We start from the raw sequence: 11,818 nt of genomic DNA, 5'->3' as shown, positions 1-11,818 counted from the left end.
GCAACGACATGCATCAAACAAAGGACCTAAAGCGCGTCGCCTGAATCCGTTTCAGCGCGACGCGCTTTAGAGCAGTTCCAGGAAAAGTGTGAAGCGGTCGGGCTCGGCGACTTCGCCGTAGCCTTCCGTCCGCAATTGCGTAAAAGCAAAGAGATAGAGCGGTCCGGCGATTCCGTGAAACGCTGAACCGCTCTAGCGTCCAGCAACGAAAAAGCCCGCCTGGCGGCGGGCTTGAATACGTTGCGTAAACTCTGGCGGCCGGCTCAGGCGGCGCTGCGGGTGTCCTGAAGGATGCCGACGATATCGTTGACCACCGCTTCGACCAGCTGCGGGTCGTCGCCTTCGGCCATGACGCGAATGAGCGGCTCGGTGCCCGAGGGCCGGATGACGAGGCGGCCGGACGTGCCGAGCCGGTTGCGCCCTTCCTCGATCGCTGCCTTGACCGGCGCTTCCTCCAGCGGCTTGCCGCCCGAGATGCGGACATTCTTCAGAAGCTGCGGCACCGGCTCGAATTTCTTCGACAGCTCGCTGACCGGGCGGTTCTGCCGCTTGATGCAGGCCAGCACCTGCAGCGCCGAGACGAGGCCGTCGCCGGTGGTCGAGAAATCGGAAAGCACGATATGGCCGGACTGCTCGCCGCCGACATTCAAGCCATGCGCGCGCATATGCTCGACCACGTAGCGGTCGCCGACCTTGGTCCGGTGCAGCTGCAGCTTCATGTCGCCGAGGAAGCGCTCCAGGCCGAGATTGGACATCACCGTGGAGACGACGCCGCCGCCGGCCAGCCTTCCGCTCTGGTGCCAGGATTCGGCGATCAGCGCCATGATCTGGTCGCCGTCGACGATCGCGCCGTTCTCGTCGACGATGACGACGCGGTCGGCGTCGCCGTCGAGCGCGATGCCGATGTCGGCGCGCACCTCGTGCACCTTCTTCTGCAGGCCGGCCGGATGGGTCGAGCCGCATTCCTTGTTGATGTTGAAGCCATTGGGCTCGACATTGATTGCGATGACCTCGGCGCCCAGCTCCCAAAGCGCGGCCGGCGCCACCTTGTAGGCGGCGCCGTTGGCGCAGTCGACGACGATCCTGAGACCCGAAAGCGACATCGAGCGCGGCAGCGTGCGCTTGGCGAATTCGATATAGCGGTCATGCACGCCATCGACGCGCTTGGCCCGGCCGAGCCCGTCGGAATCGGCGAGCGCCAGCTCGATGTCCTTGTCGAGCATGCCCTCGATACGCTCCTCGATCTCGTCGGAGAGCTTGTAGCCGTCGGGCCCGAAGAGCTTGATGCCGTTGTCGTAATAGGGATTGTGCGAGGCCGAGATCATCACGCCGATGTCGGCGCGCAGCGAGCGCACCAGCATGGCGACCGCAGGCGTCGGTATCGGGCCGAGCAGGAACACGTCCATGCCGGCGGCACAAAGGCCCGCCACCATGGCGTTCTCGATCATGTAGCCGGAAAGCCGCGTGTCCTTGCCGAGCACGACGCGATGACGATGATTGCCGCGCTGGAAGGAGAGCCCGGCCGCCATGCCGACGCGCATGGCAATCTCGGCCGTCATCGGGAATTTGTTGGCGCGTCCGCGGATACCGTCGGTGCCGAAATACTGACCTGCCATGTGCCTTACAGTCCCTGTCGGTTTTTCAGCCGCCCGTATTGCCACAATTGGGCCGCATCCGATCATCAAATTTCGTCATTATATATTACCAATCCTTAGAAAATCATTGTCGCGGGCTGTGCAAGTGATTCGACAGCCTGCCACCGCCTTTTACTTGGCGGCTCTGCACCTGCTCGAGCCAGGCTTTCGGTGCCCTATCCACCGGTTAACCTTGGCTATCGACACGCCGGCAAGCAATTCATCACCTTATCAGGATCAACACACTTTGTGACGGTATCAATGCCGGAAGCATCTGGCGCAGCCGGACATTGAGAGCTATTGATTCGGCATAGGGACACTTAATGGCGGCAGCAAGGGAGAAAACGCCATGCTTATTCATAGACTTGCGGCTTTGACGGGGATCGCCGTCGCAACCCTGTTCCTGGCGGCGCCGGCCAACGCGCTGACCATGGCCGAGTGCAGCACCAAGTATAACGCGGCCAAGGATGCGGGAACGCTCTCTGGCCAGACCTGGAACCAGTTCCGCAAGGCCCAGTGCGGTACCGACGCTTCCGCCGCGACCGATACCAAGGCGACCACTGACGCCAAGGCCGCGACCGATACGAAGGCAGCCGACACCAAGCCCGCCAAGAAGACGAAGGCGGCCGCCGCCGCTTCCGACGACGCGGCCAAGGGCCTGAGCTCCAAGGAATGCAGCGCCAAGTACCAGGCTGCGAAATCCGCCGGCACGCTGAACGGCATGAAGTGGAACGACTTCCGCAAGGCCGAGTGCGGCCCTGGCGCAACCGCGGCGGCCGCCGCCGCGCCCGCCACCGACACCAAGCCTGCCAAGACGACCAAGACCTCGACCGCGGCTGCCGACGGCGGCAAGGGCCTGAGCATGGCCGAATGCAGCACCAAATACCAGGCTGCGAAAACGGCGAACACGCTGAAGGGCATGAAGTGGAACGACTTCCGCAAGGCTCAATGCGGTGCCAGCGCCTCGGATGACGACACCGCGCCGGCTCCGACCGAAGCCACCTACACCAGCGAACCGGAGAAGCCGACCGCTGTTGCTCCGAAAGGCGTGACTTTCCCGAAGGCCATCTCGCCGAAATTCGCGACCGAGACCCCGGCCAAGGGCCGTATGCACACCTGCCTCGAGCAGTATTATGCCAACAAGGATGCCAACACGCTGAACGGCCTGAAGTGGATCCAGAAGGGCGGCGGCTTCTACAGCCTCTGCAATGCCAAGCTGAAGAGCTGATCGCCTAGCTTCAATTCCCGGAAAAAGGCCCGCGCATCGCACGATGCGCGGGCCTTTTGTTTGCGGCTCAAGAGAGGAAGCGCGGTCGCTGCCGGTGCCAATCTCCCCCTCGTGGGGGAGATGTCCGGCAGGACAGAGGGGGGCGTGAAGGATCGCTACTATGCAGTCGTCATTCTAGGGCGGAGCAAGGAGCGGAGCGACGCGCGCGGACCCTAGAATCCATGCCGTGACATTAAGGCTTTGCAGCGGTTACAGAATTCTGCGCCGTTGCGTCCTCCGGCAGCAGTCACGGCATGATCCTAGGTCAAGCCCGAGGATGAACGAAGAGAGGCCGGCGGGACAGCGCCCCCCTCTGCCCTGCCGGGCATCTCCCCCACTTGGGGGGAGATTGGCTGTCGCGCCGGCTTTCGCAAATCGCCAATTCGCCGCCCCAAAACAAAAACGCCGCGGTTTGATCCGCGGCGCTTTCCAATCAGTTCGTTTGCAAAAACCTCAGCCTTGCGGCTGGGGCTCCATGCCGCCTTCGGGCTCGGGGCCCTTCTTGCGGCGGCCGCCGGTGCCGGCCTTCGGCACGGCCGAGCCACGGCTGGGCGGGGTGTCGTCGCCGAGGTCGCGGGCAGGCTTGTTGCCCGCGATCAGCTGCTTGATCTCGTCGCCGGACAGCGTCTCGTATTCGAGCAACCCTTCGGCGAGCGCGATCCATTCCTTCTTCTTCTTGGTCAGGATGGCCTTGGCGGTCGAATAGGCGTCGTCGATCAGGCGCCGCACCTCTGCGTCGATGATCTGCGCCGTCTCTTCCGAGATGTTCTGCGTGCGCGCCACCGAATGGCCGAGGAAGACCTCTTCCTGGTTGTCGCCATAAGCGACATGGCCGAGCTTGTCGGAGAAGCCCCAGCGCGTGACCATGGCGCGCGCCAGCTTGGTCGCCTGCTCGATGTCGGAGGAGGCGCCCGACGTGATGTTCTCCTTGCCGAACTTGAACTCCTCGGCGACGCGGCCGCCCATCATGATCGCAAGCCGCGAGACCATGTATTTGTAGCTCATCGAATAGCGGTCGCCTTCCGGCAACTGCATGACCATGCCCAGCGCGCGGCCGCGCGGGATGATGGTCGCCTTGTGCAGCGGATCGGCCGACGGCACGTTGAGCGCCAGGATCGCGTGGCCGGCCTCGTGATAGGCGGTCAGCTCCTTCTCGGCCTGCGTCATCGCCGACGAGCGGCGCTCCGCACCCATCATGATCTTGTCCTTGGCGTCCTCGAACTCGGCCATGGTGACGAGCCGCTTGTTGCGGCGCGCCGCCATCAGCGCGGATTCGTTGACGAGGTTCATCAGATCGGCGCCGGAAAAGCCCGGCGTGCCGCGCGCAACCACCTTGAGGTCGACATTGGGCGCCAGCGGCACGTTGCGGACATGCACCTTGAGGATCTTCTCGCGGCCGACGATGTCGGGGTTCGGCACCACCACCTGGCGGTCGAAGCGGCCGGGCCTCAAGAGCGCCGGGTCGAGCACGTCGGGCCGGTTGGTGGCGGCGATCAGGATGATGCTTTCGTTGGATTCGAAGCCGTCCATCTCGACCAGCAACTGGTTCAGCGTCTGCTCGCGCTCGTCATTGCCGCCGCCGAGGCCGGCGCCACGATGACGGCCGACGGCATCGATTTCGTCAATGAAGATGATGCAGGGCGCGTTCTTCTTGGCCTGGTCGAACATGTCGCGCACGCGGCTTGCGCCGACGCCGACGAACATCTCGACGAAGTCCGAGCCGGAAATGGTGAAGAACGGCACGTTGGCCTCGCCGGCGACGGAGCGGGCGAGCAGCGTCTTGCCGGTTCCGGGCGGGCCGACCAGAAGCACGCCGCGCGGGATCTTGCCGCCGAGGCGCTGGAATTTCTGCGGATCGCGCAGGAACTCGACGATCTCCTCGAGGTCTTCCTTGGCTTCGTCGACGCCGGCGACGTCCTGGAAGGTGACGCGGCCATGCGCCTCGGTCAGAAGCTTGGCCTTCGACTTGCCGAAGCCCATCGCTCTTCCGGAGCCGGACTGCATCTGGCGCATGAAGAATATCCACACGCCGAGGATCAGGATCATCGGCAGCCACGAGATCAGGTAGCCGAACAGCGAGTTGGAGCCATCGGTCTCGGGCTTGGCGGTGATGGTGACGTTCTTGTCCTGCAGCCTGGAGACCAGCGACGGATCGCCGGGCGAGTAGGTCTGGAAGCCGTTGGCGTTGTCCGTGTAGTTGCCGAAGATGCGGGCGCCGGCGATGGTCACGCTCTTGACCCGGCCGGAGGCGACATCCTGCAGGAACTGCGAATAGGCGATATCCGTCGTGGCACCGCGCGTCTGGGGCGTCTGGAACAGATTGAACAGGGCGATGAGCAGGACCGCTATGATCGCCCAGAGCGCGAGATTGCGATAATTCGGATTCATCTATTGTCCCGTTGGGGTCCGCGCACGGACCCGCGATGATGGAGGAGCTTGGGCCTAACATAGGGAGACCGCCTCCCCTTGCCAAGCAGAACAGCATGTATCGGTTAAGCTTTCGCCCACCCTCGCTCGCCATCATGGCCGTGGAATGGCGGCGCCGGCGGCAAAGGAGCGCCGACAAGGGCCGCGACGGCGACGGCGGGCGCAAGGTCGAAGGACGGCAGGAAGCGGGCGAAAGGGGCTACCACTGGGACCATCGAGATCGCCTGCGGGCCGGTATCGCCGCCAGTAAAATCAAGGCGTTCGGCTCCGCGCCATAGCGCGGGCTCCGCAGCCAGCGCCGCGCGTGCGACACTTTGCGGAACATCCTCGCTCACGGACGCTTGCCTGGCGGCGGCGGACCCCAGCGGCGCGATCACCAAGCCGCCCGGCCCGTCTTTCAAAGTGATGCGTCGCCGATTGTCCCAAAGCTGGTTATTCGACGGCGGCAGGGCTGCCGGCAGGTTGCGGTTCTCGCGGCGCAGGAAAATGCCGGTCCGGCGCGCATCGACCACCGTCCGCGACAATGTGGCGCAAAGTGGAGCCGACCGCAGACGGGAAAGCAGCGCGACGCAGCGCGCCTCGTCGGCGAGGAACGACATGCCGCCGACGGCGGCCAAAAGGATGCGCAGCGCATAGAGGGCCGCCTCGCCATCCTGATGCGCGGCAAAACCGCGGTCGAGGCGGATGAGACCCGGAACCGGCCTGTCGGCAAAGGCGTCGATGAGCGTGGCGGCACGGCGGCCGATGTCGAGGCGCTCGAGAGCCGCCTGCTCCGACCGTGCCAGCGCTTCCGCCATCCGTCGCTCGCCATCGCCCTGCCCGAGCTTCGCCCGCACGCGCGGCCGCTCGAACCGGATGTCGATATTGGTCGGGTCCTCGATCCAGCTAATGTCGCGAGCCCGCAGCATCTCGCGCAACGCCGCGCGCCTTGTGCCGAGCAGCGGCCGGACGATCCATGTCCGCCAGTCGTGCAGCGTGGCGGGCGCCATGCCGGCGAGGCCTCGGCCGTCATCGTCGCGGGCCTGTCGCATCAGCACCGTCTCGGCCTGATCGTCGGCGGTGTGGCCGGTCAGGATCAGCTTGATGCCTTCGGCATCGGCCGCCTCCGCCAGCAGCCTGTAGCGCGCCTCGCGCGCGGCGGCCGGCAGGCCGGTCGCGGGCTTGTCGCCATGCCAGGAGAGAATGCGGTGCGCGATGCCGCGCTCGACGCAGAAACGTTGGACGAGCCTAGCCTCGCTGGCCGAGTCCGGCCTCAGGCCGTGATCGACGGTCACCGCGAGCAGCCTGGTGGCCGGGGCGGTCCGGTCTAGGTGATCCTTGAGGAGAAGGAGAAGGGCGGTAGAGTCGCTGCCGCCGGACACGGCCGCAACGGCGCCGGTCGAAAGGTCTAGGTCGGAGAAAAGGCGGTCGAGAAGGTCAGGTTTGGTATCGGGCGTCAGCACGCCGCCAGCGCCTTTTCCTGCTTGATGCGTTCCTTGAGCGCGCCGGAAACATCGGGATAGCGCTTGCCGATTTCATTGAAGGTGGCGCAGGCCACGTCGTTCTGCTTCAGGCCGACCAGTGAAACGCCGAGCTTGAGCAGCATGTCGGGCGCCTTCTTGGCCTTCGGGTAGTCTTTGCTGGCGGCGAGGAAGACTTCGGCCGCGTCACGGTATTTCTGCTGACCGAGCAGCGACTCGCCCAGCCAGTAATGCGCGTCCGACGCCTTGGCGTCCTTGGGGAAGCGCGAAATATGATCGCGAAAACCCTGCTCGGCGGTCGGATAGTCGCCCGACAGGATGAACTGGTAGGAATTGCGGTAGAGCTCGTCGGGATCGTTGGTCGACGGCAGGGCCGCGACTTGCGTGCCGCCAGCCTTGCTCTTCTTGGCCGGCGTTTCGGCGGAGGGCGCGCTTGCCGTGGCGGCGGGAGCTTGCGCCGGCGCACTGGCCTGCGGGTCGGTCTCGGCGTTGACGACATTGCCGTTCTTGTCGACCTTGATGGTGCCGAAATTCTTCGGCGGCGCGCCGGTGATCAGCTTGCCGGGATCGCCGGTCTGCGATTCCACGATGACGTCGCCGACGCTCTTGCCTGCGCCATTTTCCGCGCCGGTGTCGGCCGGCGCCCGCGTCGCCGGGGCCTGGGCGACGCTGTTGTCAGTTCCGGCGTCGCCGGCGCCGGAATCCCCGGTGCCGGCATCGCCGAGATTGGTGTTGCCACCGTTGCTATTTCCATCCTGGGGCGCGGCTTCCGATTTCTTCGGCCCGGCCGGCTTGGTGCTGCCTTGCGATCCGCCCTCGAGCTGCTGGAAGCGGAACTCGTTGTCTTCCTGCTGCTTGCGCATCTGTTCCTGCATCTGCAGGATCTGGAAGTTGAGCTCCTCGATCTTGCCGTTCATCTGGCGCAACTGGTCCTCCAGACCCGTCATGCCGCCGCTGCTGTCCTGCGCGACCTGCGCCTGTTCCGGCTTCTTCTTGTCGCCGAAGATGCCGAGCGTCGGCAGATGGAAGGTGAACCCGCTGTCGGAGGCCCGCGCGGCGCTGTCGGCCGAGGCGGCAAGGCTCGGGAGGCTTGAAACGAGCAGCAGCGCAAGCGTGCCGCTCAGGACCGTTCTGAAATGCATTCTGTCTCTCGCGGTGGGTGTTGGCCTGATGCGCCTTTCCAAATCAAACAGTGGGAGGAAGCGCCCTCGCGCTCATAGCAGGACGCGAGACTTCGGCCAAATTTTGTTTCAACCCGTTGCAAATGAAAAAGGCGGCCCTGAGGCCGCCTTTCATTTTGGGTTGTTGTATTTTTGCCGCCTGGGGCGCCTGGCGCCCTTGGCGAAAATCGATCAGGAGCCGGCGCCGGAAAGCGTGGTGACGGCGCGGCGGTTCTGCGACCAGCAGGAGATGTCATCGCAGACCGCGACCGGACGCTCCTTGCCGTAGGAGATCGTCTTCAGGCGGCTGGCGGAGACGCCCTTGGAAACCAGGAAGTCGCGCGTGGCGGCGGCGCGGCGGGCGCCCAGCGCCAGATTGTACTCACGCGTGCCGCGCTCGTCGGCATGGCCTTCGATGACGATGGCGTACTGGCGGTACTGGTTCAGCCACTGCGCCTGGCGGCCGAGCGTGGTTTGCGCATCGGCGCGGATCGAAGCGGAATCGGTGTCGAAGAAGATGCGGTCGCCGATGTTGACGGTGAAGTCCTGCGCGGAACCCGGCGTCGCGGCGCCGGCGCCGTTGAGGCCGAGATCGCCCGGGCTGTTCAGGTTCTTCTTCGAGGCGCAGCCCGTAATGGCAAGCGCTGCCACCAGCGCGATCATCGCCGGGTTGCGGGTAAGTGCTGCGATACGGCTCATGCCGCCTCTCCTTCGCATTCGAGTGATTTCGTTGATCACCCAGTAACCACGTTTGGGTTAACCGGCATTCAAGAAACACGGTTAATTTTTGGTTTCGGCCGCCGTCCGCGGCCGTTGCGCCCGACGCATTTACCAAGGGCGAGATTGCGCGCGGACCGTAGGCAGAAATGCGGCCAAAACATGAAAAAAGGGGGAATTGAGGAACTGGGGAATTGAAGAACTGGAGAAAGAGGTCACTTTAGTGACCCTCTGAGATTCACCAGCATTCCATAGATCTGGTTGTAGGATCGTAGCCACTCATCAAGCTGTGCCTTCGAAATGTACTCAAGGTCGAAGGCGTAGGAGAGATCCATGTCTCGACCTCGCTACACGACCCCATAGCCATTGAAATGAAGCGGGCGAATTCGGCTTTGGAATGAGGCTGCTTGGCGAAGCCCTCAGCCAAATTGGCGCAGATAGCCTTGCTGGAGCGACGCAACTGATCGGCTAGCGCGTATTGCTCAATCTTCGGAAAGGCCAGCGTGGCTTTGTGAATTTCAAGAGAAACTACGTACGCCCGCTTATAGACCTCCAGGTCCCTGGCGCGTCCAACGTAGCGTCTCTGGCTCTCCATTTCTTCAGTTCTTCAATTCCTCAATTCTCCAGTTCCCCTTCCCTCACTCCAGCAACGGTGACCAGGCCGGGTCCGAAGCGTAGTTCGCCGTCGGAATCGGCTGCTCGTTGCGGCCGGTGAGATCGACCGACACCAGCTTCGGCCCGCCGCCGGAGTCGCGGAAGAACATCAGCACGCGGCCGTTCGGCGCCCAGGTCGGACCCTCCTGCTGGAAGCCGGAGGACAGGATGCGCTCGCCCGAACCGTCGGTTTTCATGACGCCGATCTGGAACTCGCCGCCGCTCTGCTTGGTGAAGGCGATGAGGTCGCCGCGCGGCGACCAGACCGGCGTCGAATAGACGCCATCGCCGAAGGAGATGCGGTGCGGGTTCGAGCCGTCCGCGCCCATCGCGTAGATCTGCGAGCGGCCGCTGCCGCCGCCGCGGTCGGACGTGAAGACGACCTGCGAGCCGTCCGGCGAATAGGAGGGCGAGGTGTCGATGGCGGTCGAGTCGGTCAGCCGCGTCGTTGAACGGCTCCTCAGGTCCATGGCGAAGATGTTGGAATTGCCGTCGTCGCGCAGCAGGCTCATGATCACCTTCTGGCCATCGGGCGAAAAGCGCGGCGCGAACGTCATGCCCGGGAAATTGCCGACCAGTTCGCGCTGTCCGGTTTCGATCTGCAGCAGGTAGACCTTCGGCTGCCCGCTTTCGTAGGACATATAGGTGATTTCCTGCCGGTTCGGCGAGAAGCGCGGCGTCAGCACGATGGCGCGGCCGTCCGACAGGTAGCGCACATTGGCGCCGTCCTGATCCATGATGGCCAGCCGCTTCTTGCGCGCGTTCTTGGCGCCGGATTCGTCGACGAAGACGACGCGCGTATCGAAATAGCCCTTCTCGCCGGTGATCTTCTCATAGATCGCATCGGCGATGATATGCGCGACACGGCGTTGATTGGCGTCATTGGCGAAAAACTGCTCGCCGGCCAGCTGCGAGTTGCCGAAGATATCCCACAGCCGGTACTGGGCGCGAATGCGGCCGTCGGCCTCCTTGCTCACGCTGCCGGTGACCAGCGCCTGGGCGTTGATGACCTTCCAGTCTTCATAACGGGGCGCGGCGTCGGGATTCGTGATCTTTTCTACGAAAGCGGCCTTGTCTATCGGCGCGAACAGTCCTGACCGTTTCAGATCGGCTGTCACGATCTCCGATATCTGCGGTCCAAGGCCTCCCTGAAAGTCAGGGATGGCGATCGGCATCGGCTCGACATTGCCTTTGTTGACGTTGAGCTCGAGGGTTGCCCGGGCAGGCAAGGTGGCGACGGAAATTATGCCGACCGCCATCGCGGCGACCATCAGGAGCGGCTTGAGGATGGATTGCATGTCTTCTCGCTTCTCTTGCTGATTTCTCGGACGCTCAGGCTTAAAGACCAAGCATCGCTCTCGGGTCGAAGTTGACGCGAACGTCAGACCATATGTCCTGCTTGCCGGCGGGAACCTGCAGGCCGGCGACATCGCATTTCTGCACGGCGCGAACCGCGCTGGCGTCGAACTGAGGGTTGCCGCTTGATTTCTCGACGGTCGGGCGGCCCTCCAGCTTGCCGGAGGCATTCAGGTTGAAACGGATGACCACGGTGAAGTTCTCGGAACCTTCGAGGCCGACCGGAAGGGTCCAGCAACCGCCGAGTTGGTCCTCCAGCGCCCCCTGCTCCGACTTGGAAAGCTTCTGGCCCTGGTCCTTTTCGCCGCCGAGCGAGGCCTGCTGGGTCGAGCGCTTGGCGCCGCCGCCGGACGGCTTCTGCTTATCGAGCAGGGCCGTTATCTCGTCGGCGTTGAATTGCTTTTCATCCGACTTCGGCTTCGAGGAAGCCTCCTTGACCGGCTTTTCCGCATCCTTGCGGTCCGGCGCTTTGGCGCTCTCGGCCTGGGCCGGCTGCGGCTTCGGCCGCGCTTCCGGCGCCGGCGCGGAGTCCGGCAGCTTGGCTTCTTCGGTCGGCTGCTGCTGATCGATCGCCTCGGCGACGGCGTCCGGCTTCACCTCTTCCTTCGGGATGGCCGCGGTCGTGTCCTTCGGCGGTGTCGGCGCCGGTTGCTTGGCCGGCGTCGGCTTCGGCTCCGTCTGCTTGACCGGCTCGGGCTTGACCTCTTCCTTCGGCGTCGGCGTCGGGGCTACCTCGGTCGCCGGGGTCGGCTTCGGCTTCTCCTGCGGCTTCGGCACGTCCTCGACCGCCGGCTTCTCGGTCGGCGTCGGCGCGGGCGGCGGCGCCGCCGTCTTCTCGACCGGCTTCGGCTTGGCTTCGTCCGTCACCGGCTTGTCGGTGTCGACGGTGTTCTCGCCGACCTTCTGGGCGTTCGGCACGACATCGGGACGCTTGGTCGGCAACGGCGCCGGCTTGTCATGCATCACCGACTTCTTGTCGCCCTGCAGCGTCTGCGCGATCGCTTCCATCGGCACGATGTCGACCGCCACCGACTCCACGTCGCTGGCAGGCATGGCCGGCGGCGACGACAGCGTGAACAGCCCGAAGGCCAGCGCCACCGCGTGCAATATCACCGATGAGGTAAGACCGGTGCGCATCTTCTC

Annotated in this window: 9 protein-coding genes; 1 reads left to right on the top strand and 8 read right to left on the bottom strand. The window is 64.3% G+C overall.

Translation table 11 applies throughout. The features are described from left to right. Nucleotides 1-263: 263 nt before the first annotated feature. Nucleotides 264-1,616: a phosphoglucosamine mutase gene (gene glmM, locus RFM52_RS30400; RefSeq protein ID WP_320296454.1), complete on the bottom strand. Its 1,353-nt coding sequence runs from the start codon at nt 1,614-1,616 to the stop codon at nt 264-266. A gap of 367 nt (nt 1,617-1,983) precedes the next feature. Here glmM and RFM52_RS30395 point away from each other — a divergent pair, with 367 nt between their 5' ends. Beyond that, on the top strand, nt 1,984-2,862 hold the full coding sequence (locus RFM52_RS30395) for a hypothetical protein (RefSeq protein ID WP_320296453.1): 879 nt from the start codon (nt 1,984-1,986) through the stop codon (nt 2,860-2,862). 492 nt (nt 2,863-3,354) lie between these two features. Here the strand turns inward: RFM52_RS30395 and ftsH are convergent, their stop codons facing one another. The 7 genes from ftsH to RFM52_RS30360 form a co-directional block, all read right to left on the bottom strand. Next, nucleotides 3,355-5,289 carry an ATP-dependent zinc metalloprotease FtsH gene (ftsH, locus tag RFM52_RS30390; protein ID WP_320296452.1) on the bottom strand — a complete coding sequence of 645 codons (1,935 nt, stop codon included), beginning with the start codon at nt 5,287-5,289 and terminating at the stop codon, nt 3,355-3,357. A gap of 104 nt (nt 5,290-5,393) precedes the next feature. After that, nucleotides 5,394-6,770, bottom strand: coding sequence for a tRNA lysidine(34) synthetase TilS (gene tilS / locus RFM52_RS30385; RefSeq protein WP_320296451.1), 1,377 nt, complete (start codon nt 6,768-6,770; stop codon nt 5,394-5,396). Further along, nucleotides 6,764-7,930: a tol-pal system protein YbgF gene (gene ybgF, locus RFM52_RS30380; protein WP_320296450.1), complete on the bottom strand. Its 1,167-nt coding sequence runs from the start codon at nt 7,928-7,930 to the stop codon at nt 6,764-6,766. Before ybgF ends, tilS begins: the two co-directional genes overlap by 7 nt. Before the next feature lie 210 nt (nt 7,931-8,140). After that, nucleotides 8,141-8,647 carry a peptidoglycan-associated lipoprotein Pal gene (gene pal, locus RFM52_RS30375; protein WP_320296449.1) on the bottom strand — a complete coding sequence of 169 codons (507 nt, stop codon included), beginning with the start codon at nt 8,645-8,647 and terminating at the stop codon, nt 8,141-8,143. A 256-nt stretch (nt 8,648-8,903) separates the two neighbouring features. Continuing rightward, nucleotides 8,904-9,260: a four helix bundle protein gene (locus RFM52_RS30370; protein ID WP_320296448.1), complete on the bottom strand. Its 357-nt coding sequence runs from the start codon at nt 9,258-9,260 to the stop codon at nt 8,904-8,906. 43 nt (nt 9,261-9,303) lie between these two features. Next, on the bottom strand, nt 9,304-10,617 hold the full coding sequence (gene tolB, locus RFM52_RS30365) for a Tol-Pal system beta propeller repeat protein TolB (protein WP_320296447.1): 1,314 nt from the start codon (nt 10,615-10,617) through the stop codon (nt 9,304-9,306). Nucleotides 10,618-10,657: 40 nt separating this feature from the next. Next, entirely contained in the window at nt 10,658-11,812 is a 1,155-nt protein-coding gene (locus RFM52_RS30360; protein WP_320296446.1) for a TonB family protein, read from the bottom strand. Nucleotides 11,813-11,818 lie beyond the last annotated feature (6 nt).

Source organism: Mesorhizobium humile (assembly GCF_033977215.1).
Taxonomy (GTDB): Bacteria; Pseudomonadota; Alphaproteobacteria; order Rhizobiales; family Rhizobiaceae; genus Mesorhizobium; species Mesorhizobium humile.
Note: the sequence above shows the minus strand (reverse complement) of the source record. Positions and strands in the feature narration are given on the sequence as shown.

Bases quoted from the DNA above. Each gene is read 5' to 3' on its own strand.
- glmM (WP_320296454.1), bottom strand. From the start codon at position 1,616: ATGGCAGGTCAGTATTTCGGCACCGACGGTATCCGCGGACGCGCCAAC.
- RFM52_RS30395 (WP_320296453.1), top strand. From the start codon at position 1,984: ATGCTTATTCATAGACTTGCGGCTTTGACGGGGATCGCCGTCGCAACC.
- RFM52_RS30360 (WP_320296446.1), bottom strand. From the start codon at position 11,812: ATGCGCACCGGTCTTACCTCATCGGTGATATTGCACGCGGTGGCGCTG.
- pal (WP_320296449.1), bottom strand. From the start codon at position 8,647: ATGAGCCGTATCGCAGCACTTACCCGCAACCCGGCGATGATCGCGCTG.
- RFM52_RS30370 (WP_320296448.1), bottom strand. From the start codon at position 9,260: ATGGAGAGCCAGAGACGCTACGTTGGACGCGCCAGGGACCTGGAGGTC.
- tolB (WP_320296447.1), bottom strand. From the start codon at position 10,617: ATGCAATCCATCCTCAAGCCGCTCCTGATGGTCGCCGCGATGGCGGTC.
- ftsH (WP_320296452.1), bottom strand. From the start codon at position 5,289: ATGAATCCGAATTATCGCAATCTCGCGCTCTGGGCGATCATAGCGGTC.
- ybgF (WP_320296450.1), bottom strand. From the start codon at position 7,930: ATGCATTTCAGAACGGTCCTGAGCGGCACGCTTGCGCTGCTGCTCGTT.